Here is a 26202-nt window from a genome sequence, read left to right as displayed (position 1 = left end):
GAGGGGACCGCGTGACCGAGACGACCAAGCCCGCCAAGCGCGGCCGTCGCACCGTCGCACGGCACGGCGAGCTCTCGTCGCCGCACCCGGTGTCGCTGATCATGAAGATCGTCGGCATCGTGATGGCGGTCGTCCTCGTCTCGGGGGCAGGCGTCGGCCTGTACGCGTTCTACGACCTCACCGCGAGCGTCGCCGCGAACGTCGTCGAGCTCGAGGGTCAGGGCCCGGTCCCGCCCGATATCGGGGCGATCGAAGGCGGCGTGAACGTCGTCCTCGTCGGCACCGACGAGTGCGAGCCCGAGTACGCCCACATCTTCGGCGACCGCTGCACCGGCGCGGATGCGGAGGGGCAGCTCAACGACGTCAACATGCTGCTGCACATCTCCGACAACCCCCGTCGCGTGACGGTGGTGTCGTTCCCGCGCGACCTCATGGTGCCGATCCCCGAGTGCACCGATGAGGACGGCACCGTCAACTCGGCGACCTCGAAGTCGCAGATCAACGAGGCGTGGAGCCGCGGCGGGCTGTCGTGCGTGACCAAGACGATCTCCGACCTCAGCGGCATGAACATCCCGTTCGCTGCGAAGGTGAGCTTCGGCAACGTCATCAACATCACCGACGCGATCGGCGGCGTCGACGTCTGCATCGGCAACGGCGGTATCCGCGACCGCTACACCGGCATCGACTGGCCGGCGGGTCCGCGCACCGTGAAGGGGCTCGAGGCGCTGCAGTTCCTCCGCACGCGTCACGGTCTCGAGAACGGCAGTGACCTCGCCCGCATCAGCAATCAGCAGCAGTACATGTCGAGCCTGGCGAAGAAGCTCGTGAGCGACGAGGTGCTCTCGAACCCGGCCACGCTGTACAAGCTCGCGACGACCGCCGTCGACAACATCACGCCGAGCTCGTCGCTGGCGAACCCGACGACGATGGTGCAGATCGCGCTCGCCGTGAAGGACGTGCCGCTCGAAGAGATCGTGTTCGTGCAGTACCCCGTCGGCGAGGACCCCTGGGATATCAACCGCGTCGTCCCGAACGAGTCCGCCGCCGACGAGCTGTGGGCCGCGCTCGAGGCCAACCAGCCGATCACCGTGACCAACGACCCGAGCACCACGGGCGGCGTCATCAGCGAGGGCACCGGCGGCGAGGCATCGCCTTCGGCGACGCCGGCTCCGGATGCCTCGGCCACGCCGTCGCCGAGCGAGACCCCCGTCGAGCTTCCCGACACCATTCCCGGCCAGTCCGGGGCCGACAAGACCTGCTCGGCCGGCAATCTGAGGTCCAACGGCTGATGCCGGCGGTCGCCAGGTCCTCGGAGGAGGGCCGCGTTCCCCTCGCCCGGCACGCGATCCGCCCTCGCCAGCACCCGGTGCTGTCGCTCCTCGCGATGGTCGCCGTCGTGCTCGGGGTCGTGGGGGCGAGCGCTGTCGGACTGGTGGCCTTCCAGGTCGTCGACACGGCGAACGCGCTCAACACCCATTCCGTCGTCCTCAACGAGGACGAGGTGCTGCCGCCCTCGCTCGGCGCGATCGAAGGTGGCGTGAACCTGTTGCTCGTGGGAACGGATTCGTGCGAGGGCGCGAACGCGGAGCTCTCCGGAGCGTGCCAGAACGGCGACACCGACGGCGAGCGCAACGACGTGACGATGCTCGTCCACATCTCGGACGAGCCGAGACGCGTCACCGTCGTGTCGTTCCCTCGCGACATGATCGTCCCTATTCCGTCGTGTCCCACCGAGGACGGCACCGGTTCGTACTCCGCGATGAGCGCGCAGATGATCAACGTGTCGTACATGTACGGCGGGCTGGCCTGTACCGCGCTCACCGTGCAGGAGCTCATCGGCGACACCATCGACTTCGCGGCGGCCATCCGCTGGACCGGCGTCATCAACATGTCGGATGCCATCGGCGGCGTCGATGTGTGCGTGTCGGGCGATGTGTACGACCCGCACACGGGGCTCGACCTCACCGCCGGCACCCACACGCTGGAGGGCGCGCAGGCGCTGCAGTTCCTCCGCATGCGCCACGGCATCGGCGACGGGTCGGACCTCGGACGCATCTCCAACCAGCAGCAGTTCATGTCGTCGATGGTGCGCAAGCTGCAGTCCGAGTCGGTGCTGGCCGACCCGAGCGTGCTCCTCAACCTCGCGACCACCGCGATCAACCAGGTGCAGGAGCAGCAGCTCGTCCTGAGCCAGTCGCTCGCGAACCCGACGCTCATGGTGCAGATCGCGATGGCCGTGAAGGACGTGCCGTACGAGGACATCGTCTTCGTGCAGTACCCCACCGTGTACTCCTCCGACTACGGGGCCAGCCGGGTCATCCCGGTGACGGATGCGGCCGACGTCCTCTTCACGGCGCTGCGCGAGAACAAGCCGCTCACGCTCACCGGTGAGGCGAGCCAGGGCTACGGCGTCGAGGTGACGGGCGAGACCGCCCAGCCCGCGACGAAGCCGACGGCGACGCCGGATGCCTCGGCCTCCGCGACCCCGGCGCCGGCTGAGACCGCTCCGTCCGAGGAGCGCGTCGAGCTGCCCTCGGACATCGCCGGCCAGACCGCGGCGCAGACGACCTGCACGGTCGCGGGGGGTTAGCGGGCCGGGGCCGATCTGTTTCCGCGAGCCCGGTCGGCCCGGAACGCGTTGTCCACAGAGTGGGCGTTCGCCTGCGCGTCGGGTCTTGCTCGTGAGAGTGTGGGCGCCATGCGTGCCTTCCTCGCCGATGACGTGCTGCGCGGAGCGTCCTCGCGATGACGACGGATCAGCAGGCGTCCGACGAGTTCGCCGATCTCGCCGACCTCCTGCAGGACGAGCAGGACATCCCGCCCGGGAGTCGCGGCCCCCTGTCGCCGGACGCTCGTCGCGCACGGCGCCGCCGGGGGCTCGCCGCTCTGGTCGCGATCGCCCTGCTGCTTGCCGCCGCCGCGGGGTATGCCGCGTGGGCGCTCACGGCTCCCCTGCCGGCGCCGGTCGAGGCATCCGATGTCCCGCGGGTCGCCACCCCGGCGGCTGCAGCCCTCACCCTGCCGGTGGACGGCGCGGCCGCGATCAGCGTGACGGGAGCGGAGGAGCACCTCGGCGCCGACGCGAGCGGCATCTGGGCGGCGAGCGGCGGGAACGAGCCTCGACCGCTCGCGAGCATCACGAAGCTGATCGCCGCGCTCGTGATCCTGGACAGATACCCGCTCGCCGGCGCGGACGATCCGGGGCCCACGATCACGTTCAGCAAGGCCGATCACGACCTCTACGACGACTACTACGTGATGGGGGCCACCATCGCCGCGATGCCGACGGGGACTCGGATGCCTCTGCGCGACGCGCTCGCGATGATGCTGGTCCCGTCGGCGAGCAACTACGCCGACGCCGTGTCGACGTGGGCGTTCGGGTCGCGGTGGGGCTTCGCCGAAGCGTCGCGGGCGTGGCTCGCGAAGAACGGTCTGTCGGGCACGACCGTCGTCGAGCCGACGGGGCTGAGCCGTGACAACACGAGCACGCCCACCGACCTGATCGCGATCGGCGAGCTGGCGGCCGCCAACCCGGTCGTCGCGAAGATCGCGCGGACGTCATCGATCAACCTGTCGGGGCCGGGACTCGTGTACAACACCAACGGCCTCCTCGGCACGGCAGGGATCACGGGGCTGAAGACCGGCAACCTGGGGGCCGGCGCCCACAATCTGCTGTTCACCGCCTCGGTGGACGTCGGAACGGGCACGCCGCTCGCTGTCGTCGGCGTCGTGCTCGGGGGTGCCACGCGGCAAGCCGTCAACACCGACGTCGTGCTTCTTCTCGACAGCCTCCGCGCCGGATTCCACGAGGTGCCGGTCGCGACGCAGGGTGACGTCGTCGGCACGTACAAGACGGCGTGGGGTGAAGAGGTCGAGCTGGTGATCTCCGAGGACGCCTCGATCTTCACGTGGTTCGACACTCCCATCACCGGGGTTCTTGGGACGACCGCTCCGACGGCGTACGACGATGGCGAGGTGGTCGGGACGATCACGTGGACCGCGGGTCCCGAGACGGAGAGCGTCGACGTCGAGATCCAGGGAAGCATCGAACCGCCCGACGCGTGGTGGCGCCTCACCCACCCGGGGCTGCTCGACCCGGGGTAGGCGAAGCACTGCGGGGAGAGCGCCGGCAGGTCGCGTACGTCGGGGTCGTCGGATCGCGTGCGAAGACCGTGCCTTGGCCGGGTTATGATTGCGGGGTGTGTCCGACGCTTCGCGCAGTCGGATGCCTGGAGACGTCGCATAGTCAGGCCTAGTGCACCACCCTGCTAAGGTGGAGTCCTCGCAAGGGGACCGAGGGTTCAAATCCCTCCGTCTCCGCCACGCATCTCAGCTCGCGATCCCTTGAAAACACTGGGGAGTCGGGCCCACTTCGGCGTTCTTCGAAACCGCTCGTGGGAACAAATTGGGAACAATCGCCACGGGGGCACGGGCTCCCAGCCACCGATAGTCGGCGCCAGGCCTCAGCTGTCCCATCCTGAGTCCGGCCGATTTGCGGCTGCCGTGAGGTGGAATGCGTCGTACCGACGGCGAGGATGCACCCCGACAACAACACGCTGTCGGATGCGACGGGCGCGGTGGCTGGCGCGATCCCAATACACTGGCGGCAGATTCGTCGTGCGCTTCGACGAAGCTTCCCTACATGCCGAGCTCGGGGCAATAGACCTGGGCTGTGAGGATGAACTTCTCGGCGTCCTCTGAGTCGATCGTGTCTTGGATCTCGATCCACGCTGCACCGTCCGCGACTTGGGCGCAGATTGTATTGGACAGCTCGACTACGGAGTCAGCCAGCTCGCCATTGCCGATGGGAGTGCCCCAGATGAGCTCGTACGCGCTTGCGAACACGAACGCCTCGCGTGGGTCGTCGCGGAAACGCTGCCACGCGTCATCCTCGACGCTTGATTCAGCCTCAGGCGCGACGGTGACGGTGACGGTCGGCGCCGGCGCGGGCTCCGCTGCACACCCTGCGAGCGAGACGCCGGCGACCGCGAGCGAAAAGATAAAGTACAGCTTCGTGCTCCCCATGAGCGCGAGTGTATCGCTGGGATGCGGACTGCCCGGGGCAGGTCGCGCTGGATCGTCTAGGGACGAGGAGGACTGATCCAGGTGCCCGGATCCGCGCCATACTCGTTCAGAAACGCATCCAGGTCCCCAAGGTGGAACCACGATCGGCTGGTGCCTTGACGTGATATCGGCGCACCGAGCCAAGCGCGGTACCGGTCGAACTCGTCCCGGGTGATGTGATCAGTTAGGAACTGGTTCAGGTAGTCCACCGCCTCATTGGTGGTCATCTGTCCGGGGAACGCGCGACGCATGCCAAGAGGCTACCCGGCGGGGTGTCAACACGGGTCTGCGGTGGCGGCTTCAGTGATGAGTTCATCAAAGGCTGCGCCCTGCCCCGCCGCCCGGCGCTGGGGGTAGCCAGTCCCTGGCGTCGCGTGCAGCCGCGTCAAGAGCATGGGAGACAGTGTCGAGATCGTCGTCGAACAGGTCTGCATACACATCGAGGGTCATCGCCGCCGAAGCGTGGCCGAGCATACGTTGGATCGCTTTCGGATGGCTTCCGGACTGCACTGCCAAGGAGGCGGCGGTGTGCCTCAGGTCGTGAACGGTCATTTGGGGAAGCCCTGCGGCGCGGAGTGCGGAACGAAACCACGATTTTGATCCGCTGCTTGCTCGGACGCGTCGCATGTACGATCCGTCCGGGCCAGGGAATGCGAGATCGGTGTATGCGCGGTCGCATACGGCCGTGCTCAGCTCTTCGAGCACGAAACGAGGGACCGGGACAGACCGCGTGCGATGGGACTTCGGAGTTCCAACATGAAACTCGCCATTGACCTCGACGGCGTTTACGGTGACGTTGATACGACGACGGCCGAAGTCGATGTCGCCCACCCGGAGGCCCGTAAGTTCCGCCCACCGCATGCCGGTATAAGCGAGAACTAGCACGACAAGCCGGCGTTCGCCGGCGGCATCCGCCAAACGCAGCACCTGCTCATGCGATAGGTATCTGTGCACGGAGCGCGACTTCCTCGGCTTTCCGATGTCGCCCATGCGAACGGGGTTGCGGGCGATCCGTCCATCAAGAACGGCATCATCGAGGATGCCCGCGAGGACGCCGATGGTGCGGAGCACAACGGTCGCGCCCACTTCCCCGCGTAGTTCGGAGACCCAATCGCGAACGTCGGTGAAGCGGATGTCCGCGACCGGCCAGTCGCCCCATTTGGGCTTGACGCGAAGTCGCCAGGCGGTCTGGACGGGCGCGAACGACGATGGCTTCATGGAGCCACGTTTCGCCTCGATCCAGCGTTCGCCGAGTGCGGTCACAGTCGCACGCCCGGCCTGCGGGTCGACGAACGCGCCCTTGCTGCGCTGAGACTCGATTTCGAAGAGCCACGCCTCGGCATCGCGCTTGCTACGGAATCCTCGTTTAGCGGCCTGTGAATGGTCGGGTCGGCGGTAGCGGACGAGGTATCGCCTGCCGCCGTTGGTGTTGTAGGGGTGGACGCTACCCATTCGCCTTTCGGCCGACGTTGGAGGTCATACCTTCAAGGCGCCCCGCGGCGCGGGCTTTGCTGATCCAGTCCGATGCGGTGCGGTGGGGGACGGCGAGCTCGTCCTGGATGAGCTTCGTCGGCGGTTCGCCGGCGAGCGCAGCCGTTCCGTAGAGAATCTCGACGATGTCCATGCGCAACTCGGTCTGACCTCGAGCGGCGGCATCCTTGGCGATCCACTCCGGGATGATCCGTCCTTCGGTGGTGGTCAGTTCAGCTACCGAGAACCACTCGGCCCCAACCGCCTCGGGCCCCTGCAGAGTCAGCGCGATGCACGAGGGAGCTGCGGCCTGAACGACGCGGCCGATCGGCAGCGTTCTCATCAGCCGGCTGTTCACTTCGACGTCGTCGCGGGCGGCGTCGGCCGTGACGGACTGTGTGATGTACCGGCCCTCCGCAGCAATGTACTTCGCCATGACGGTGATCGTCACGGGAGGGGAATCCAGGGTCGCTTGAGCGACGAAAGCAGGTGCGATGCGCAACGCGGAACCGACGGGGAGCGTCGCCGCTTTCGCATTCATGGGCTGGTCGTCGATCGTCCTCACGTCAACCTTCACCCCCTTAGTCTGCCTTGTCGTGTCGCGCATTCGCAGAAGACTCTTGCAGAGTGTATCAGAAGCTGCGACACTAACGCGTAAAGCGGGCATGGTTGCGCAAAGGATGGATCATGGACGAAACCCAGCTCTCGGAGCTCGATGAGAGGAAGGAACATCTCACGCCGAAGGAGGTATGCGAGCGGTTCCCCGGAGTCACGCTCAACACGCTCGCTGTCTGGCGGCACTATCGGCGAGGTCCTGACTTCATCGCCGTCGGCAGACGGATCTTCTACGAGCGCGAGGTGTTCGAGCGTTGGCGTGAGAGCCAGACCACCCACTGCAACCCGGACGTGACGCATCTGCCGCGGAGGCGGTCATGAGCGTCACCATCTACAGCACCGGCCCCGACTGCATGCAATGCAAGCTCACGGAGCGCCTCCTGGACGAACTCGAGATCGCTTACACCATCATCGATCTCCGCCGGGATGACGCTGCACTCGAATACGTGACGGAGGACCTCGGCTACTCGCAGGCGCCGATCGTGTGCGTGGACGGCGAACCCGAGAATCACTGGTCCGGTTTTCAGGATGATCAGATCAAGCGACTCGCGCAGGCGGTGGCATCATGACTGACGAGCTGTCGGCGGCGGATAAGTCCGCGAGGGAGATGGCCCGCAGGGCGGCGGATCGGGAGTACAAGCGTGAGTGGCGCAGGCGCAACGCTGAGCGCATCCGGGAGTATCGCGCCGTCTACGACGCGGCGAATCGCGATCGTGTGCTCGCGCAGAAGCGGGAGTACATGCGCGGTCGCAACGCCCGGCTCCGCAGACGAAAGGGGCAGTTGGAGCGACGGCGGGTGTACTCCCGTAAGTATTACGCGGAGAACCGCGACACGTATCTCGACTATCAGCGCTCGGCTCGCGCTCGACGAAAGGCGGAGAATCCCGAGCGCTTCCTTCGGCTGTCTCGGGAGAGCCAACGCCGGTGGAGGGAGAGCAATCGACCGCAGGTGAACCGGTGGCAGCGCGAGCGCTACGAGGCGGATCCAGTCGCGGGACGCGAACGATCCGCGCGGTACTACGCGGAGAACCGAGACGCGGTGCTCGCGAAGCGACGGCTCCGCTGGGCGGAGAACCGCGAGCAATCGCTGGTGAAGCAGCGGGCATACCGAGCGCGAGAACGTCGGCGCCGTGAACTGGGTCTCCCGCCGCGCCGGATTCACCGCGTGCGAGCCGCAGAGCGGCACGCCAACGAACAAGCCGCGCAGGACTTCTTCACCCGGGAACGCACCCCTGCCGAGATCGCAGCGATCCGCGGAGACGCCCCGACAGATCCCTCCGACCTTGCACGATGGGGGCGTGACAGCGCTCGAGCGCGTGCGGGCTCCTATCTCGCCGATCTCGCCGCCAGCCGCGCCCGAGCGGAAGAACACGCGCCGCCCAAGACCGTCGCCATGTTGGCGCGCGAGGCAGAGGAAGCGCGTATGGAGGAGATCGCGCGGCACATCAACGACCGGCTCCGGCGCCACCCCCGCCGTCCGGACACCGCCGACGCGCCGCTCTACAGCAATCCTCCCCACACATCGGGGCTGGGCCGTTGACCACACATCCAGCAGCCTCCCCGCCGTCGTCCGCCGCGCGGGGCACAATCGTTCCGAAAGGACACATCATGATCGATCGCGCACAGGCCGAAGCCACCACCTACCGCGTCGCGTTCGCTGCCCTGACCTTCTACCCGGACAAGCCCGAGGTCGAGCCGGGGTTCACCATCGACGAGGACCTGGAGTGGGCGTTGCAGCCCGTCCTGGATCTTCCGCCCACCGAGTTCGACCTCGTGCGCGATGTTGCCCGCGCCACGATCGCAGACCCGACGGGACACCGTGAGGAACTGACTCGTCTGCTTGCCAAGCTGACAGAGGGGGATGATTCCGATGTCCAGTGATGCCCTGTTTGGGTTCGGTGTGTTTGTGGCTGTGCTCATTCCGGTGCTTGTCGTCTGCGGCCTTCCGGTGGTCGTGCTCGCGGGCGTACGGCGGGGCGTTCGCGTCGGGCTGCACGGGCTGGCGGCGCTACTTGTGCTCAGTTGCGTGGGGCTTGCGATCGCCGCAGTCCTTGGTGCCAGCGGCGCCGCTCCGGCGCTGCTTACGGGCTAGCTCGACTGGCGCGGAGCGAGCGCACGCTGCACGGCGCTAGGGCTGACGCCGAGAACGTTCGCGATGTGCGCGATCGACCGGTGCTGGCGCCGGAGCTCGCGAGCGACTGCAAGTCGCTCCGGGCTCATCACCGACGGTCTCCCCGGGTGCCTACCCTCCGCCTCCGCGCGCTCCATACCCGCACGCGTGCGGATGCCAACCAGCTCCCCACGCAGCGCGTTCAGAGCGCTGAGCATCTCTCGCGGATCGGTCGCCGACTGGGTGGTCGCGAGTGCGGGCTCCGCCAGTGACAGAAACCTCACGCCGCGGCCGCTCAACTCGGCGACGGTCTGCACGAACGCCGTCAGCCCGGGCCGCAGTCGGGCAGCCCGGGTCACGACGAGGGTGTCACCGGGCTTCAGCGCGGTTAGACACGCGGACAGTTCGGGCTGATCACGCGCGGTGGGCTGGACCTGGTCGATGAAGGCCAGCTTCGCCCCCGCGTCCAGTAGTGCACGCTTCTCTGCATCATGATCCGATGCCGGGCCAAGCGGGCGAGAGTAGCCGACCGACCGTGTCATCGCGACGGGCCACGAGTGTCGGGCGTGCCCGGGGTCACGGCGGGACCGGTCGCAGCTTCGGGTCGGCGCGCGGGGAGCGATTCGCGCAGTCGCACGAGATCCTCGGCCAGGCGCGCGTCGAGCGCACGGGTGACCTTCGAGCCGGCCGGCACCGCCAGGGTCGGCACGATCTCGCGGATCGCGCGGCCATGCAACTCGACCAGCAACGAGGTGAGATCCGCTGGCGCGGGGTGAAGTGTTCGGGAGAAGCGGGTCACCCGCTTGAGCTCGCTGAGCCACTGCACCGCCCGCAACGTGGTCATCGGAGCACGAGCTGCGTCCTCGAAAGCCGCCGCTGCTCCTCGCAGCGAATTCTCCGCGGCGGTCCCGTCGAAGGCATGCTCGCCGTCACGATTGCGAACGGTGATGCGATCGACGCCCGTCGCGGTCTCTAGCGCGCGGAGGACGGACAGCGTGTGCGCGAAGTCGTGGTCCGCGTCCGACTCGTCGAGCGTTGCGTTCCGAGTGCCCGCGTGGAGTTGATGCGCGTATAGCGAGGCCAGTGTGAGGGCGTTCTCCGCCGGTGACGTCGCGACGACGGCCACCTCGGTGCGGAACCCGTCCTCGTGGAAAAGTCGCTCGATGCCGATGACCGCCTCGACGTCGGGGAATTGACCAGCGAGGAGGAGCGGGAGCCGTTCTTCGCGAGCGTGACGGAGACATTGTGTCAGCCACGTCGCCGCTGCTTCCGCCACGCGCTCCTGCGCATCGGGCGCGGACTCGTCGGCCTCGGAATGGAAGCTGGAGAGCGCCCCTGCGGAGATCACGGCGATACCGTCAGACGCCTCGCTCACGAGAGCGCCGATAGCACGAGTCGCCCCCGACCCGCGAGGCCCAGCGACGAGCACGAACCGTGGCTCGGCGGTCGGACGCGCCCCGGCGAAAAGCGTCGGGATGACCAGGTGCTCGAGCGCCTCGTCGACATCGAACTGGAAGGATCCGGCACCCATCTTGGCCGGTGAGCCAGTCGCGGGCCTCGCCGACCGATCGGGTAGTGCGCTCCGATCGAAGCCATCGAGCGACAAGACGTGATCGCGGAACTCACGTCCACCGGATGTGGTGGCGGAGGCACGGTCGGCAGCAGACAGGAGCGCATCGTACGCAGCCGCGTCATTTACCCGCCACGGCGTTACTGCCCCACGCATCGAGCCTCCCGCGCCGAGTCTATCCACCGCCCGAAAAGGACACGCCGCCGATTTCGAACCGCACCGACTGAAAAGCTCAGCCGCGGTCGATACAACGGTCCCTTCCTCTCCGACGGGGAGAGGATAGCGAGGCGCGGACGACTCCGCTCCTGTCGTTCGCTATTTGCAGACTCCGCTCTCCGCTGCGCTTCGAGCTCCGCTTATCAACCGCTCACTCGGGCACTGCGTCATCCCCTCCCCGCTGTGATTAGCCAATTGTCGGGACGAAGGCGGAACTGAGACGTGCGGGGTTCAGGATGATGCCCCTACCGACGGTGCGCGATCGGACCGCCCGAGGGGTGTCCGGCGTAGGATCGCGGGATGGTGGAGCTGTTCGCCGGGTTCGCGGTTTCCGATTACGGGCCAGCGTTGGCGTGGTATCGACAGTTGCTAGGTAGCGAGCCGAGCTTCTTCCCCAACGAGCGGGAAGCGGTCTGGGAAGTCGGTGCGCACTGCTACGTGTACTTCGAAGTGCTTCCCGATCGGGCTGGCCGCGGGCTGAGCATGGTGATGGTGGAGGATCTTGACGAGCTCATCGACGCGATCACTGCCCGCGGGATCGACGCCCTTCGGACGGAACAGTACGAAGAGGGCATGCGCAAGGTGGTCTATGCCGACCCGGACGGCAACGAAATCTCGTTCGGCGGGACGAGTAGACGCTGACATCACTCTCGATCGCCATCCGGGCGCGCGCGGTGGCGGGTGCTTCCCGGGCAGGCTCTCATGGGGGTCGAGTCACCACGTTTGTTGGCAGACGTCACGCACGGTCGGCACGGTGTCGTGCCACCCGGCTAGCCTCAGGGCGTGACGATCGAACTAGGGTCCGTGCTCGCCGCCATCTTCGTCGCTGTCATCGCGATCGTGGGGTGGGCTGGCCCACGGTGGACCAAAGAGGGCCGCCTTCTGACGCGCATTCGTCGGCTCGGTGAAGCCCATGCCGCAGTCCCCGAGTCGAGTGAGCGGACCAAGTTGGGGGCTACGCTGACTGAACTCGCGCAAGAACTGAACGCATGGAACGCAGCGGACCAACGGTTAGTTCGGCGGTGGCGCGTCGGGGCGGCGCTTGGAGCGCTGGTGATCTCGTACGCCGTGGTGTTCGTTGTCTGGCCAGCTGCGAGCGAGGACCTGAGCACGCTCTGGTTGGGGTCATTGATCATCGGATCCGTCGCAGGCGCTCTCGCCGTCGCTGTGACGGAGACCGCGGAGCGCGTGATTGCAGGTCGCGCGGCAAACGTTCGGCGTGAGGCGCGCGAAAGAGCGTTTGTGCAAGGCGAGTCGTCGACATTCGGTTGACTACTGTCCCCGCCAGATTCTCGATCCCTACGCGAGCGGTGAACGGAAGCGGAGACGCCGACGCATAATCGGATCGATCGTGCTCGGGACGCGGGGACACCCGGTAGGACCGCGCTCTGGGGCGCGAAATGCAGAGTCCGCCGCCGAGTTGCCGCTAGCGTGCGTGGAAAGTCGTTATCCCTAACGGAGTTGAAGTGGCAGAAGAGAACCCCTGGAACGCCGCGCGCCTGATCCCGACCTCCGGGATCAACGGTGCTGAGGAACAGGAACGGCGAGCGACCTCGGCTCTGCTCGCTGTTATGGCGTCGGTGAGGGAATATGGCCGGGTCATCACGAGTCGTATGGGCGCGCCCGCGGGGGCGCTCGACACGTTCATCGAGGTGCCGTTCCAATTGGGCGACAAGAAGGTCTTCCCCGACGGCCTCATTCGAGTCAAGCGGGGAAGCAAGGTCTGGACCGCGCTCGTCGAGGTAAAGACAGGCAACAACGAGCTGCAGCGGGAACAACTGGAGAACTACCTCGACGTCGCCCGGGAGCACCGCTTCGATGCGCTGCTGACGATTTCTAACGAGATCCCACCGGCGGCGGGCACGCACCCGACCGTCGTCGACAAACGCAAGTCGAAGTACGCCACGATGCACCACCTGTCCTGGACAGAAGTGCTGACCGCCGCGATCATGCAGAAGGAGTTCCGTGGCGTCGCTGACCCTGACCAGGCCTGGATCCTGGGTGAGCTGATCCGGTACCTTGAGCACCCGAAATCCGGCGCCGTCGAGTTCACGGACATGGGGCCGAGCTGGGTGCCCGTCCGTGAGTCGGTGTCGAGCGGCACTCTTCGCAAGAGCGATAAGGACGCCGCACAGGTGGCCGGCCGGTTCGACGCACTGCTGCGCTATGGTGCGCTCAAGCTCGGGCAGCGACTCGGCGCTGATGTCAGTCAGGTGTTGTCGAAGGCGGAAGTTGCGAATCCCGCGTTGCGTATCTCGGCTGTCACCGACATGTTGGTGAGCGAGGGCAAGATGTCGGGCGCAATCCGGATCCCGAATGCCGTGTCGCCATTGACCGTGACCGTTGATATCCGGGCGGCACAGGTCACCTGCTCCTTCTCGACGAGCGCTCCTGCCGAGGGCCGACCCACCACGAGGGTGAACTGGCTGCTCCGACAGCTGAAGGATGCACCTGACACGCTACGGGTTGAGGCGTTCGCTGCTCGTCAGCGGGGCGGCACCGCTGAACTCCTGAAAACCGCTCGCGAGGATCCGAGCGTTCTGGTCGCTGATCCGTCGAAGGAGATCAAGTCGTTCACCGTCACGTACATCGGAAAGATGGGCGCTGCGCGGCTCGCCGGAAGGTCCGGGTTCATCGATTCGGTGATGGACGCGATCCTCGAGTCGTACGACGTCGTGGGCCAGCGGCTAAAGGACTGGACGGCGGCGCCGCCTCGTCTCCGCAAGCCGGAGGAGGTGGTCGTGGACGAGCAGGTGTCGAAGGACATTCCGTCCGCGGCGCTGTCTTCCCAAGACGACGAGCTAGCGGGCGCTTCGGCCCCGAACGCATCCTGAGTCGCTGACACGGGCGTCTCAATCAGCAGTATCTCTGCACCTCAGTCGACTGAAGGGACGTGCCGGACGCGATCCCTATGCGAGCACGGCACGCATGAGGGGCGGTCGCGTGCGGGCGGGCATTTCGCGACGCGCCGCGAGTACAATCTCACGTTTCTGATGGGTAACGGTGCATTAGGCAATGACGACAGCGGCCAACCTCGAGTTTCCGCGACGAGCTCCGAGCTCCGGTTCATGGACACAATCTCGATCTGTTAGTACAGTTGTAGAATCAGTTGTTTCTACAGAATGGATCGATCATGTCCACGATTGCCGGACTGCGTGAGATTGTCGAGGAGCAACGCGCACTCGCCGATCGCTTGGCCCTGTTGCTGGCGGAGCTCGAGGGGGGCACGGCCGACTCTATCCAGCCGGGCAGTCCGATATTCGACCCCGACATCGACGAGCCACCTATGCGCCCGAGCATCGACGGCAACCGTGCGCAGCTGGATTGGGTCTCGATCATGATCTGGTCGAGACTCGCAGCTCTCAATGTGCGCGAGCATCGTGGAGCGTCGCGAGACGAATACGTGCAGTGGGCGAAGGAAGCGGGGTATCGAGACGGTCGTGGTTGGAACCGGTGGGACGGTTACGACGATCTCTCTGACGGGCGGTGGATCAACGGCGTGGGGATCGGCCACCTCCGTGCGTACTGCCGCCGCCAGAATCGATCCATCCCCGACGACATCGCTTCATGGGCGAACGACGGTTGCGTCCCCGAATGAGCTCCCGGCGGCGGAGCGGTTCGACGATCCTGAAGCGGGCACAGGCACGATCGGGTACGCCCGTCGCGCCTCACGACGAAAGGACAATCTGAGCCGTTGCGGAATCAAGGCGTGTTGGTCGACTGGTCGGGGGACTGTGGGCTCAATTAGGCATTTCCCTCGCGCGAACGAGTGCACTCCTTGTCCTGCCGGATGTCGTCGACGAGCGTACGCGGCTGGGGCGAACCGCGCGGATCCCGCAGTTGCGCACATCAAGCGGCTCTCTGCTACCCGCGGACGAGCAGATGTTCATATCGCCTTACACGGGCCGATTCCGATGGCCGCTCTCGGCGGGCGATACCTGAACACGCTGCGCACAACCGTCTATGAATGGGACGGCCACACAGGGAACGACTCCCGGTATCGGGAAGCCCTCGTGCTCGAACCGGGTTTGGCTGCCGGTCCGATCTCCGAGGTATTCAGCAGGCGCTAGAAAGCCGAAAAGGCCGTCATGTCCGGCCCGAGCCGCTGCCGTTGTCCGACGAGTCGAGCAAGGCTGCGATGTCGTCGTTAGCGATAGGGCGCTTCACCGAGAGCAAGGTTAGCGCCCGCACGTGAAAGGCGACGGGGGCTTTGCCGGTCGCAGTCGCCGCTGCAAACTCTACTTTGACGGTTGGCGCGGTCTCATCGCCGCTAGCGCGGACACTTACCGACGAGACGTGAAAGTCGTCCTCGATCGTCGTCCGAATCTGCTCGACGTCCTCTCGAACCGTGTCGCCCTTAGTAGTTGCAACCGAGAGCTGCCGGCTAAGGCCCCGTAGTTCGATTCCCGTCAGATCGAAACCGCGCAACGGCGGTGAGAGTTCATCCCATCTTGCATCGGGGCCGTCCTCGCGCCCCCGAAGCTTCCGCGCGTCGGACCCGAACCACATCGTCCACCGCCGCACATCTGCAGCGAGGCGCCCACTCCGCATGTGCCAGTGCGGAGGGGTGGCGTCCATCTCTTCCTCGGTCATTTCCGCGGGATTGAAGAACAAGGACGACCTGCCGGCCATAAGCGCCGGCGCCGCCTGGCGTACAAGGGGCGTCAGGTCGAGCCCATCGAGAGCACCCGACATCGACTCCAGCCGCTCCATGGTCAACATCGTCGCGAGCGTGCGCCAGACCTGCGGAACGCGTACATCTCCCGCGCGCTGGAGGACGTACGGTAACACGACGCGGAGCTCACTATCGGTGAGCGAATCCTCCTCCAACTGCGCAAGGACGGTCGCGTCGGGTTCATTTTCGAAGAACACCTGAAGCAGGGTGGCAGTCCTCGTCAAACGTTCTGCAGTCGCACCGACGAAGAGTCTCCGCACTGTCTTGTTGAACGCCTTCAACGCTTCTAGTGGCTCTTGCTGCTCGACGCCTACTATCCTCTGCGCATCGCCGTCATCCAGTACCCCACGGCCACCTCGCACGATGTTCGCGCGGACAAGCCCGGAGAGTTGGGTCGCATCGGTCGGGCTGCCTGCAGGCGCAACGATCTGAGCCGTAGCCGTGATCTCGGTTGCTAGCGTGCGACTTTGTTTGGGCATTTGATCCCGAAGGCGGGACCACGTCCGCTTTTTCTCGTCCTCCAGCCCGAGGATCAGCGGCTCCTGGTCCGCCAAGGCATCGATGTCCTCAGCTGCGACAACGGCGCGGAGAGAGCCGCGGATGAAGATGCGCCTTTCGCGCTTCTTGCCGTCTTCTCGCCAGGTCGCCACCATATCGGGTACATAGCTGTGGTTGAAGTAGTCGGTCTTCTCGATCTTGACACTCGGGTCAAGTCGCCGCATTTCGTCCGCTACTGCGCGCTTCACTCCATCAATGACGTCTTCTGGCTTCTGGTGGGCGCGTGCCTCGCGTACAGCCTTGACCACCGGCACTTCGGCGTTCGTCATGCCGCCTTCCCCTTCTTCTTGCGCTTGAGGACCGCTTCGATCTTGTTGAGTTCGGAGCGCGTGATGGTCAGCTCCTTCTGTCTCTTGTTCAGCACCAGCAACCACACTCGACCGGTGACGAGGTCGAGGATGTCCTCATCGATGGCCGCCCCGTTGAGAAGATCAGTCTTGTCGTCCTTCTCGGCCGCCGCTTTGTTAGCTTCGATGGCCGCCTTGATCGTTGACCGCTTCGTCAGTGTGGGCCACGCAGTCTGATCGAAGGGATGCGTGGTCACCCACATGAACTCCCACCGCGGGTCTTGTGTTCTGGCGATCTCCGCGGCTGTCGCGCTGTACGCAATCGCGAGGAAATCCTTATACTCCATGGGTTGCTTCCCCACCCCGGTGTACGCCTTGTTCTCCACAAACAGCCCGCGCTTGTTCTCAAAGAACCACCCTCGGAGATCGAAAGTCTGGACCGACCCATCCAGGCAACTCACAGTACAGTCCGGGGCGAACTCGTATGCATCGAACGGCAACTCGAGATGAGTAGTGCTCTCCAGCCATCGCTTGGTCCGCATCACCCCTTTACGACCCGCCTCGTGAGCTGATTCAGCACGCAGAGCCAAGCGCCATACCCCCCGGTTCTTCGCCTACTTCGGCGAATGGCACTCACTCTAGGGCAGGGTAACCCTTGGCTCGGACATTGCAACACAGCTGCCTGCCGCCATCTCTGCGGCCCTTCCGAGTGAGCGGCGACTTTCGTCGCGGCGGCCTCCAGAGGCGCGGGCCGCATCAACTGAAGTACTCGCGCGTATCTCTCTAGTCCGTCAGTTCTGACGAATGGGTGGGGCTGCCGTGGGTCATGCACCAGCTTCCATTCGTCGGCGGCGCAACCGCTCGCGGTGATTGCCGTCTGGAGACACATCTGACCGTCGACAAGCCGGTGATCAGTCCTTCGCCGTTCCAGCTTGCGCGGGAGCCTCACCCATCCGGCACCAGGTTGTCTCGCATGAATGCGCCAGCGTGCCAGCCAGCATCTGGAACGGAGAGAGGGTAGGCGATTGGATCCCAATCACCTACCCTCTCAGTAGTGAATGCTCACGCGAGCGTAACGTTCACCACGATCCAGATGACAGTTGCCGCTGCCACCAGGACCAGTAGTCGAGCGGTCGGGCCCCATCCTTTAATGGCGGCCCGCACCGTTCGGCCGATTTCCTTCCACATGTCGACCTCCTTGGGGCGGAATCGAAGCCATTGCTTCTTCCGGTCAGGCGCGGCCCGTGTGGCCGCTTCGTGAGTCCTTTTTTTCATACCTGGCCCGTCAAGCGGGTCTGATACTGTCAGACCGAATCAGACCTCGTGGGGCGGGCCGATGAATTCCTCGCTGTACCGAACTCAGCTTCAGCACGTTGCCCGCCAGTTGGAGTCATTGCCGCGACCGGACGGTGGGTGGGGTCTAACTCCGACGTCGGTGTCAAGCATCGTGAACACAGCTGAGGTTGGGGTTGTGTTACGCGCTGCCGGCCGTGGAACAGACGTCGGGTCTCGAGTGATTCAATACATCTCGGCCGCGATCCCTGCGTATTGCCGCCCGGAGCCGAGCTACCCGGGCGAGCACTTCGGGCGGGGCGAACGGACTCGGTTCGTGTCGTTCGGGCTCGAAGGCTTGACCACATATCCCGAAGTGCTGTTCGGTTCCGATGTTGCGATGGAGACGGTGCGGTTCAGCCTCCGCTTCCTCTCTGAATCACAGTTCCAGGGCGGTTGGCCGGAGACGCGCGGCGAAGCACCGGATTCAATTCATCAGACTGCCCGAGCCATCTGTTCGCTCGTTCGACTGCTGCTCGCCGACCAGACGCACGGCGGTCTCGCTACCGAGGAGCAAGAGGTGGCACTAGAGCTCGCGCTCGCCGGCGGCGCGCGGTTGCTCTCACTACAGCTCGACGATGGCTCCTGGCCGGTGCGTCCCACCACCGGGAACGAGCGAAGCGCTGCTAAGACTGCACTGGCGACGATGTCGCTGGGCTACCTCGCCCACCTGAGCGCGAATCCGGAAATTACGCACGCGCGTGAGGACGGAGGTCGTTGGCTCATGGCGAATATGCGGGCATGGGACGGCCGAACCGAAGAGGATGTGGATGAGAAAGGCACCCATTGGGTGCACATGGCGTATGCGGAGTGCGTGCGCGGCGTTCTCGCTGGCTATCCGGAACCACCGCGGCAATTGAAGTCGGTGTTCGACCGGCTATCCCGCCGCTGGTCTGTCGACGAGCGGTTGTGGACCGAGCCGGGCAAGCCCGAAGGCAAAGCAACGATTCGTGCGGCCTATCACACGGTGATGGCCTTCGAAGCTGCGCGCCCCGATTCGGTGCTGGTCGCGCCAAAGCCCCTACCGGCTCCTGAGGAACCCAGGCTCGGCCAGATCCGAGGCATCCGGATCAACGAACGGACGATCGAGGTCCTCGGAACCAAAGCGCACGCCGAGATGGCTCTAAGCCCCGGACCGATGGTTACCCTACTAGCACTACACCAAATGGGCGGACGCGCGACGACCCAGGAACTTGCCGACGCGACCGGGAAGCAGGTTTCGTCGATCCACCAAGACGTGAAGCTGATCAACTCGAGCGCCGTCACCGCGTCATTCGACGCCGTACCCCACGTCGTTCTGAGCGTCCAGGAGCAGCGTCGATACGTCTACGAGTTGATCGCACCCATCGTCGATGACTGAACGTCGGGGTGGTGCTCGAGGGCGTAGCGGCTGAGCATTCGCACCTGCTCGAACGTAGGAATTTGCTCGATCTGCGCCGCGTCGAACCATCCCACCTCATGCACCTCTGACAGTTGCGCCGATATGGGAGCCTCACGGTCGACGCGCCGCACGAAGTAGAACTGCACGATCGCGGGAATGTGGAAGCCCTCCCGTTCCACGTCCACATAGAAGGGGCCGGGCAGAGCAGTCGCATTGTCATCGTTTAAGAGCGACGGTGTCGCGCTCAAGACCTCGACATCCAGCCCAGTCTCTTCCTTGACCTCGCGGGCCGCGGTTTCATGGAACATGTCGCCGGCCTCGATGTGGCCGCCCGGCGGGACCCACTTATCGAATCCGCGATGATGTACCAACAGCACTTTGTCGTCCTCGACGAGGTAGCCCGAGCAAACCAGGGCGTATCCCAGTCCACGGGCGACACCGCCTCGGGTGATCTGAATGGGATCCGCGATGTCACTCATCGAGGCCACCTTAGTGTCTCGCCAGCCATACGCTGACTGTGGCATGGACAGCACCCGAAGCATCAACGATATGGCAGTTGTCGTTCTGGCCGCCGGACGCGGTGAACGGTTGCGCCCGCTCACCGATTCGACTCCGAAGCCTCTATGTCCGGTTGGGGGCCGACCCATCATTGATTGGGTGGTCGAGCGGCTCGGGGTGAGCGACGAGCAAGTCGCCGTAAATGCGCACTACCTGGCTGGCCAGATCGTCTCCCATTTCCGTCGACGACCAGTTCACGTCGAGGTCGAGGACGAGATCTTGGGCACGGCAGGCGCAATCGGCAATCTGGCCCAATGGATCGACGGACGGGATGTGCTCATCCACAACGGCGATGCGTGGATAGACGGCGACTTGACTCGACTCTGGCGCGGCTGGGATCGACAGCGGCCGCGCCTCCTTGTCATCCCTACACCGAGGCGATCCGACTTTGGTAAAGCTCGGTTCATTGGTGCAAGCCTGTTGCCTGCTGCTGACGCGGCACAACTGAAGGCGGTTCCGTCCGATCTATATCGAGTCATCTGGAGAACCGCGTACGACGCTGGGGGTCTGGAATTGGTGACCTTCGATGGCACTGCGATCGACTGCGGCACGTGGGACGACTATCGCCGGGCCGACCGGATCGCCACCCTTGGGCAGGGCGGAGCGTTGAGGGCAGTCCAGAGGTAGAGCGTCCGGGCGCCGACGAACTTTGTGCTGGCTTCCGATTGATGCGGAACTTAGAAGCCCGGCGCGCTCTGGCTCAGAGATATCGGTGACGTAGACGCCCGTGTGCCGCTCGGGCCAGTCGAGCGGCTCCGCAGGTTCTTGCGTGACCTGCGCGACACCCGCTGAGGCTGCGACACGAGGACGGTCACGCTTCAGACGGCTCACCTCTACCCACACAACGTCGCCGTCCCTAGGCCAGAGCAACAAGCCCAACCTGGATCGTACGCATTTGGCATACCGGGAGTCGTGTGACGGGCTCGATCACCGCGCGAAGAGCCGGTTCCTGATCGTCCGCCGTTCAATCAAGTTCTACGCCCTCGACCCTCGCCTGCTCGCGTTGTAGTCGCTCAGCTTCATCACACGTCGCCCAGAGGCCCAGCAGTTCATCGCCGTGAACCGTGAACGCTCCGACTCCTGGAACTCCCCAATTCACGATGAGATACGTGTGTTCGCCGGGGGAGGACGTCGAGGAGAAGACGTCACCGACGTTAGAGGTGGGGAGAGAATACCCATCGGGGAAGACCAGCGACGAGCCGGCGAGGTTGCACTCTGGCTCGCCGAGCTCACGAAGATTCTCCACTGCCAACGAGCGCGGCTGGCACTGGTCGAGGGATTCGTATCCCAGCGGGATGCTCACCCCTCGATCGTTTCCGCCGCAGCCCACAAGGCCTGGCAGGAGTGCCGCGCCCACCCCGAGCGCAAGGAGTCTGCGGGTGGGTGCCATGACGGGAGACTACCGGCCTGGTCAGTGCTCGTATTTCTTGGGCACGGATGCCGGTCGCTGACGGTGCCGAGTGTGCACGGACGAGCACGGTCCGGTGTGGTCCCGGTCAGCCGCAGCTGACCACGGCATATTGACCCGTCGAGGTATTCGTTCGTACCCGTTGGCCGTTCACGTAGATGTTGCAGGTGATACTTGTGCCGTCGAGGATTTGCGCGTTGAAGTTGCGGTAGCTCGAGTCCCCGGGCCAGCTCTTTCGCCACGGAAGCGGTTCGTTCGTCGCTTGGCTGATGTTGTAGGTCCCAGGCGCGATCCAGGTAATGCTGGCCCGGCTGCCGTTGCCGACCACTTCGTAGACGATGGAGGGCGCTTCGAGGGTGATCGCGACATCTGACCCGGGCTCCACGATTGTCCCGGCCTTGGGCTGCTGAGAACTGACCTTCTGCGAGCCTGACGTTGAGCCGCTTACCTCCAGGCCCGCGTTCGAGAGGGTGCTGGTTGCAGCCAGATCGGTGGCTCCCACGACGTTGGGAACTTTCACGCCCCATTCCAGCTTGACTGAGCTTGCGATGGGGAGTTTGCCGTCCATGGCAGCAGGGTTGGTCGCCGTTACTACCCACGCCGGGTCATAGTCGTCCGCAGGCGGCCCCGCCGGGCGAGGTTCGAAGCCCGCCACGGTGAGCTGGTCGAGTGCTGCTTCCAGCGGCAGTCCCACGACGTCGGGGGCGTCAACGAGAGGTCGGTCGAGCGTGACGTAGACGGACTCGCCCGCCGCCATTGACCCTGTCGCGGTTTGCTCGAGGATCTTCCACTCCTCAAAGCCATCCACTCGGTCGGCGGTTGGGTCTGCTGCCTCCACAGTGATGCCGATCCCCGCACTGGCAGCCTGCGCTTCGTCGAGAGACATGCCGCTCATTTCCGGAACCACGACATCCATGGGGACGACTTCCAGGACGACCGTGCGGTCGGTGTGAACGCGTTCGGCTGGCTCCGGCCGTTGGGACTGCACGACGCAGAGTTCGGCCGCACGAACGTCGTCCTCGCAGAAATCGGACTCGGTCACAATCTTCGTTTCGAGTCCGCTGTCTTCGACAGCGGCAATCGCATCCGCCAGAGGTTCGCCTTCAGCCTGCGGCACAGTGATTCTTGTGACCTGATCGACGATCACTGTCGTCAGAACGCTCAGCACGATTGTGACGACGACAACGACCGCAGCGACGCTGATTGTTCGACTGCTGGGGCGCCAGCCGCGCTTGGCTGGCAACGGTTGAGCCGCTTCCCCGGCGCCGCTCTTGGGCTCGCGCTCGAGGGCGTCGTCGACCGCCGGTTCCGAAACCTCTTCCCCCACAACTGCTCCCCTGCAACCAGTGCGATCTCGAGTCGCAAACAGCATCAGGGTAGCGGAATCGGTGGACGCTGCTGCCGCGGGCCGTAGCGCCGCGGCACGCCGGAGCGAACCGCGTCATGGCTGGACCACGCACACGCTCCGCGACGAGGTTGCCCGCAGGTGGGTCCTGCAACGTGTGCTCAGCCTGAGACTGACCGGTCGCCCGCCGTCGTTGCGATCGATGATTCGTACACCCCGCTCGTGACGATGCCCGATGATCGCGCGCCTACCGCGCCGCGCAAACCTGTACCGCCGACCACACTCCGCCGGCAGCATGACGGCAGGTGCGCGATCTGTACCGACGTACAGCAATGCACGTAGGCACTTCTGCGAAGGTATGTCGCGAATAAGCAAATCAGCGTACTCTGATCGTATGCGTGGGGGGCTGCGACGGTGGAAGCGCGGGACGCAGTCTCGCGGCGTCCGCAATGCTGTCGGGTACGCGTTGGACGGTGCGTGCGACGCGCATCTCACTCGGCCGGCTGGGGTCGACGCCGCGGTCGCGTACGGTCGCGGCACGCGGGTCGAGCGGTTCACCGTGATGGGGCACCAGGTTGCCCGTGATCGGCTCGGGGCGCGAGCACTGCGCCGCTGGGTGAGCGGTGAGGAGCCTGCGACGGCGTCGCCGCGCGGTCGGGTGATGCGCGCGCCAAACGCGGACCTGCTACTGGACGGGACAATCAACTTCCCCAAGTCGTACAGCATCGCCGCGCTGATCGACCCGGAGATTGCGGAGGCGTTCGAGCAGCTGCAGGACCGGCTGCGTGACCGCATCATCCAGTTGTGGCGGCGTGAGCTCAACGCTCGACGCGGGGCAGGTGGCTGCATCCGGGAACGTATTGCGCGGCTCGAGGTGGTTGAGCTCCGGCACCGCCGGTCGCGGTCGCTGGACCCGCACATTCACCGTCATCTATGGCTGAGCGTGAAGGTGCAGGGCGAGGACGGCAAGTGGTCGAACCTCGACTCGCGGGTCGCGATGAAGCTGCACACGGTGGTGAACGCGGAAGGCGAGCTCGCTGCCCGCACCGATCCCGAGTGGGTCGCGGCGCTCGCCGCACGCGGGTACACGCTGGGCCCGCACGGAGAGATCACCGAACTCACCCCTGCGGTCCGGCCGTTCTCGCGACGGTCCAACCAGATAGACGCGAACCGGGCGGCGCTTCTCGCGGCGTGGCAGGACGAGCATCCCGGGCTGCATCCCGGGCCGGAGGACCTTCACCACATCGACGAGAGAGCCTGGGCGCACGGGCGGCCGAACAAGCCCGCCCCTGTGGATGAACCGTCCTGGGAGGCAAAGGTGCGAGAGGAAATCGCCGCGATCGATCCGCTGCTGCTCGAGCATCGTGAACGCGTCGAGCCGTCACCGGTTCCACTCGCGCAGCTGGACCGAGACAGTCTCGCGGCGGCCGCTGTCGTCGACGCCGATAAGCGGTCGGTCTGCAGCAGCGGAAGGTTCAGCCCGTGGGACATCCGGGCCGGCGCCATCCGTGCGCTGGCATCAAGCGGATTCGTCGCCGAACGGGGGTTGCTGGACGAGCTTATCGACGACGTGTGCGAGCGCGCCACCGGTCATGTGATCGACCTGCTGCCCGACGAGGAGGACAAGCCGGCGCACATCAAGGCGCTGATGGCAGAAGCCACCGTGATCCTGAAACTTCGCGTCGCTGCTCTGTACGCGGAACTTGCAGAGCCGGGCGCAGTGCCCACCACCGGGGCCATCGACGACCTGGCCCATGCGGTCGTGCCAGACAAGCAGCTCGATCCAGACCAGCTCGCCGCGGCGGCGGCGCTGGCGGGTTCGGATGGGCTGGTGTGCGTGACCGGGCCCGCCGGGGCCGGCAAGACGGCCATCCTGCAGGTCGCTTTGAGCGCACTGGCCGCGCAACACCGCCGACTACTCGTCGTCACCCCGACCAAGAAGGCCGCTGCAGTCGTCGCGCACCACACCAAAGCGGAGGCGACCAGCCTTCACGGGCTCCTCCACGATCACGGCTATCGGTGGCAGCACGATCACCACGACGCGCAGCAGTGGACCCGGCTCCGTGTCGGCGACCTCGACCCGGCGACCCATACGACGTACCGGGGTCCGCGGCGGTATGCCATGCAGGGCGGGGATCGGGTGGTCGTCGATGAAGCGGGGATGGTGGACCTTCACACCGCGGCGGCGCTGGCAGAGCTGGCACAAGAAGTGGGGTTCGGGATCGCGGTGGTCGGCGACCCGCGCCAGGCGGCACCGGTCGGTCACGCCGGCGCGATGGCCCTCGTGGCGCAAAGCGCGGACCGAGCAGTCGAACTCGTCTCAACCCATCGGTTCACCAACCCGGCATACGCCCAGCTCACCCTGCGATTGCGCGACGTGACGACGCCCGAGGAAGCAATGGTGTTGGCTTCAGACCTGAGTGCGGCAGGCCACATCCAGCGGGTCGCGACACTCGAGGACGCCAATCGGATCATGGTGGACGCCTGGCTCGATCACGCCGCTCACGGGCAGCGACTCGCGCTGGTGACCAGCAGCAACGACGCAGCCCACGCCCTCAATGAGGCCATCCAGCAACGCCGCATCGACACCGGCCAGATCCACTCGCACCGGGTCACTCTCGGACGACACGGACAACGCCTGCTCGAGGGCGACATCATCCAGACCCGGCGCAACGACACGGCAACCGGTGTGCAAAACCGGGCGACCTGGCGCATCCGCCGCATCGGGCGTGACCTCATGGAGGTTGAGAGCGTCACCGACACCACCGACCGGCGCCGCATTCCCCTCGAGTACGTCGGTGAGCACATCCATCTGGCGTACGCGTCGACAGTGCACGGTATCCAGGGCGAGACGACGGACGCGGCGATGGTGGGGCCGGGTGTGGATGCCGCGGGCCTCTATGTCGGGCTGACCCGGGGACGCATCCACAACACCGCGTTGTGCGTCGCCGCGTCGCCCGAGGACGCCGTCCGGCAAGTCGCCGACAGCATGACCCGCGCGCAGACGGAGCTCACCATGAAGGATTCCCGGGCTGCGGCCTCGCGGGAACTGTCTCGTGCCGCTCGTAGTCCCGCCCTGCCACCGCCCGTCGCGGTGATGCAACCGGCTGCGGGCACCGTCGAGCTGCAGCGGTGAGCCGCTGGCGGGCTCTCACGACGGTCAGATCAGCAGAGCGCGCTGACCGGCGGAAACCCTCCAGATCGGCAGGCGGTTGTTGGACCGCCATCGGGTGTGTCGAGGCGGCGTCGCCGGTGACGGTTAGGTCCCGCCGTCGCCATTGCGCGTGGGTGAAGGTGACGAAGAGGGGGTTCCGAGAACTAGGGTCGGTCGTGGTGGTTGTATCCCCTGGACTTTGTCTCAAGGAAGGCGCACAGTACCGACAAAGCCGCCAGAGTTTCCGAGAACCGCATGGCGTCGGGGCCACTGAGCGCCACTGCAGCCTCTCGTGGCTCTATCGAGACGACCCAGTCCACGGCATACGGCTGACGGGGTTGGAGCCTGACCCGGTTTCCCGGACGGTTCTTGTGTGTTGATCATGCCGCGATCTCGGCGGCGGTGTGAAGTGCTTCGTAGTCGGCCGGGCTGAGGTCGCCCAGGCTGGTGTGCCGGCGG

The 26202-nt window shown here is 65.5% G+C and carries 26 protein-coding genes and 1 tRNA gene; 15 read left to right on the top strand and 12 right to left on the bottom strand.

Annotated elements, in window-relative coordinates; genetic code table 11:
- Positions 1-11: 11 nt before the first annotated feature.
- The 4 genes from HF323_RS13940 (at position 12) to HF323_RS13925 (ending at position 4323) form a co-directional block, all read left to right on the top strand.
- Positions 12-1289 carry an LCP family protein gene (locus tag HF323_RS13940; RefSeq protein WP_317451083.1) on the top strand — a complete coding sequence of 426 codons (1278 nt, stop codon included), beginning with the start codon at positions 12-14 and terminating at the stop codon, positions 1287-1289.
- Positions 1289-2590 carry an LCP family protein gene (locus HF323_RS13935; protein WP_169583382.1) on the top strand — a complete coding sequence of 434 codons (1302 nt, stop codon included), beginning with the start codon at positions 1289-1291 and terminating at the stop codon, positions 2588-2590. The genes HF323_RS13940 and HF323_RS13935 overlap by 1 nt, the downstream gene beginning before the upstream one ends.
- A 155-nt stretch (positions 2591-2745) precedes the next feature.
- Positions 2746-4104, top strand: coding sequence for a serine hydrolase (locus HF323_RS13930; RefSeq protein WP_169583380.1), 1359 nt, complete (start codon positions 2746-2748; stop codon positions 4102-4104).
- Positions 4105-4231: 127 nt separating this feature from the next.
- Positions 4232-4323: transfer RNA gene (locus HF323_RS13925), tRNA-Ser, on the top strand.
- Between the two features lie 315 nt (positions 4324-4638).
- On the opposite strand, the gene HF323_RS13920 is transcribed toward HF323_RS13925, so the two are convergent.
- The 4 genes from HF323_RS13920 to HF323_RS13905 all read right to left on the bottom strand — a co-directional run bounded on the left by HF323_RS13920 (position 4639) and on the right by HF323_RS13905 (position 7111).
- Positions 4639-5025, bottom strand: a complete 387-nt coding sequence (locus tag HF323_RS13920) for a hypothetical protein (protein WP_169583378.1) — start codon at positions 5023-5025, stop codon at positions 4639-4641.
- A 56-nt stretch (positions 5026-5081) separates the two neighbouring features.
- Entirely contained in the window at positions 5082-5315 is a 234-nt protein-coding gene (locus HF323_RS13915) for a hypothetical protein (RefSeq protein ID WP_169583376.1), read from the bottom strand.
- Between the two features lie 64 nt (positions 5316-5379).
- Positions 5380-6516 (bottom strand): tyrosine-type recombinase/integrase, encoded by a 1137-nt coding sequence (locus HF323_RS13910; protein ID WP_169583374.1) that lies wholly within the window; start codon positions 6514-6516, stop codon positions 5380-5382.
- Positions 6509-7111 (bottom strand): hypothetical protein, encoded by a 603-nt coding sequence (locus HF323_RS13905; protein WP_317451082.1) that lies wholly within the window; start codon positions 7109-7111, stop codon positions 6509-6511. Before HF323_RS13905 ends, HF323_RS13910 begins: the two co-directional genes overlap by 8 nt.
- 110 nt (positions 7112-7221) lie before the next feature.
- Between HF323_RS13905 and HF323_RS13900 the strand changes: the two genes are divergently transcribed.
- The 4 genes from HF323_RS13900 to HF323_RS13885 all read left to right on the top strand — a co-directional run bounded on the left by HF323_RS13900 (position 7222) and on the right by HF323_RS13885 (position 9030).
- Entirely contained in the window at positions 7222-7470 is a 249-nt protein-coding gene (locus HF323_RS13900) for a DNA-binding protein (protein WP_169583372.1), read from the top strand.
- A complete protein-coding gene (locus HF323_RS13895) occupies positions 7467-7718 on the top strand; it encodes a glutaredoxin domain-containing protein (protein WP_169583370.1) in 252 nt (83 codons plus the stop codon). Before HF323_RS13900 ends, HF323_RS13895 begins: the two co-directional genes overlap by 4 nt.
- On the top strand, positions 7715-8689 hold the full coding sequence (locus HF323_RS13890) for a hypothetical protein (protein WP_169583368.1): 975 nt from the start codon (positions 7715-7717) through the stop codon (positions 8687-8689). Before HF323_RS13895 ends, HF323_RS13890 begins: the two co-directional genes overlap by 4 nt.
- 68 nt (positions 8690-8757) lie before the next feature.
- Positions 8758-9030: a hypothetical protein gene (locus HF323_RS13885; RefSeq protein WP_169583366.1), complete on the top strand. Its 273-nt coding sequence runs from the start codon at positions 8758-8760 to the stop codon at positions 9028-9030.
- Between the two features lie 207 nt (positions 9031-9237).
- Here the strand turns inward: HF323_RS13885 and HF323_RS13880 are convergent, their stop codons facing one another.
- Together HF323_RS13880 and HF323_RS13875 are read right to left on the bottom strand one after the other, a co-directional pair.
- Positions 9238-9801: a recombinase family protein gene (locus HF323_RS13880; RefSeq protein ID WP_169583364.1), complete on the bottom strand. Its 564-nt coding sequence runs from the start codon at positions 9799-9801 to the stop codon at positions 9238-9240.
- On the bottom strand, positions 9798-10790 hold the full coding sequence (locus HF323_RS13875; RefSeq protein WP_169583362.1) for a zeta toxin family protein: 993 nt from the start codon (positions 10788-10790) through the stop codon (positions 9798-9800). Before HF323_RS13875 ends, HF323_RS13880 begins: the two co-directional genes overlap by 4 nt.
- A 555-nt stretch (positions 10791-11345) precedes the next feature.
- Between HF323_RS13875 and HF323_RS13870 the strand changes: the two genes are divergently transcribed.
- From HF323_RS13870 to HF323_RS15315, 4 genes are all read left to right on the top strand, one after another.
- Positions 11346-11687, top strand: a complete 342-nt coding sequence (locus tag HF323_RS13870) for a VOC family protein (protein ID WP_169583360.1) — start codon at positions 11346-11348, stop codon at positions 11685-11687.
- 141 nt (positions 11688-11828) lie between these two features.
- Positions 11829-12317: a hypothetical protein gene (locus HF323_RS13865; RefSeq protein WP_169583358.1), complete on the top strand. Its 489-nt coding sequence runs from the start codon at positions 11829-11831 to the stop codon at positions 12315-12317.
- Positions 12318-12511: 194 nt separating this feature from the next.
- Positions 12512-13879 (top strand): hypothetical protein, encoded by a 1368-nt coding sequence (locus tag HF323_RS13860; RefSeq protein WP_169583356.1) that lies wholly within the window; start codon positions 12512-12514, stop codon positions 13877-13879.
- A 299-nt stretch (positions 13880-14178) separates the two neighbouring features.
- Positions 14179-14643, top strand: coding sequence for a hypothetical protein (locus HF323_RS15315; RefSeq protein ID WP_211160634.1), 465 nt, complete (start codon positions 14179-14181; stop codon positions 14641-14643).
- Positions 14644-15131: 488 nt separating this feature from the next.
- On the opposite strand, the gene HF323_RS13850 is transcribed toward HF323_RS15315, so the two are convergent.
- The 3 genes from HF323_RS13850 to HF323_RS15645 form a co-directional block, all read right to left on the bottom strand.
- Positions 15132-16547, bottom strand: coding sequence for a hypothetical protein (locus tag HF323_RS13850; protein WP_169583353.1), 1416 nt, complete (start codon positions 16545-16547; stop codon positions 15132-15134).
- Complete coding sequence (locus HF323_RS13845) at positions 16544-17110, bottom strand: hypothetical protein (protein ID WP_169583351.1); 567 nt, start codon at positions 17108-17110, stop codon at positions 16544-16546. The genes HF323_RS13850 and HF323_RS13845 overlap by 4 nt, the downstream gene beginning before the upstream one ends.
- Before the next feature lie 517 nt (positions 17111-17627).
- Complete coding sequence (locus tag HF323_RS15645) at positions 17628-17753, bottom strand: hypothetical protein (protein WP_262926877.1); 126 nt, start codon at positions 17751-17753, stop codon at positions 17628-17630.
- Between the two features lie 325 nt (positions 17754-18078).
- On the opposite strand from HF323_RS15645, the gene HF323_RS13840 reads away from it, so the two are divergent.
- Complete coding sequence (locus HF323_RS13840; protein ID WP_169583349.1) at positions 18079-19257, top strand: hypothetical protein; 1179 nt, start codon at positions 18079-18081, stop codon at positions 19255-19257.
- Here HF323_RS13840 and HF323_RS13835 read toward each other — a convergent pair.
- Positions 19224-19757 carry an NUDIX hydrolase gene (locus tag HF323_RS13835; protein ID WP_169583347.1) on the bottom strand — a complete coding sequence of 178 codons (534 nt, stop codon included), beginning with the start codon at positions 19755-19757 and terminating at the stop codon, positions 19224-19226. The two genes, HF323_RS13840 and HF323_RS13835, sit on opposite strands and share 34 nt — an antisense overlap.
- A 43-nt stretch (positions 19758-19800) precedes the next feature.
- Here HF323_RS13835 and HF323_RS13830 point away from each other — a divergent pair, with 43 nt between their 5' ends.
- On the top strand, positions 19801-20463 hold the full coding sequence (locus tag HF323_RS13830; RefSeq protein WP_211160632.1) for a nucleotidyltransferase family protein: 663 nt from the start codon (positions 19801-19803) through the stop codon (positions 20461-20463).
- Positions 20464-20800: 337 nt separating this feature from the next.
- Here HF323_RS13830 and HF323_RS13825 read toward each other — a convergent pair whose 3' ends face one another.
- A complete protein-coding gene (locus HF323_RS13825) occupies positions 20801-21226 on the bottom strand; it encodes a hypothetical protein (protein ID WP_169583345.1) in 426 nt (141 codons plus the stop codon).
- 106 nt (positions 21227-21332) lie between these two features.
- Positions 21333-22571: a PASTA domain-containing protein gene (locus HF323_RS15770; RefSeq protein WP_169583343.1), complete on the bottom strand. Its 1239-nt coding sequence runs from the start codon at positions 22569-22571 to the stop codon at positions 21333-21335.
- Positions 22572-23151: 580 nt separating this feature from the next.
- Here HF323_RS15770 and HF323_RS13815 point away from each other — a divergent pair.
- Positions 23152-25725 carry an AAA family ATPase gene (locus HF323_RS13815; RefSeq protein WP_223169470.1) on the top strand — a complete coding sequence of 858 codons (2574 nt, stop codon included), beginning with the start codon at positions 23152-23154 and terminating at the stop codon, positions 25723-25725.
- Positions 25726-26202 lie beyond the last annotated feature (477 nt).

The organism is Microbacterium sp. MF43, assembly GCF_012847295.1.
Lineage (GTDB): Bacteria > Actinomycetota > Actinomycetes > Actinomycetales > Microbacteriaceae > Microbacterium.
The sequence above is the reverse complement of the archived record's forward strand: the minus strand, read 5'-3'. Positions and strand labels throughout refer to the sequence as shown.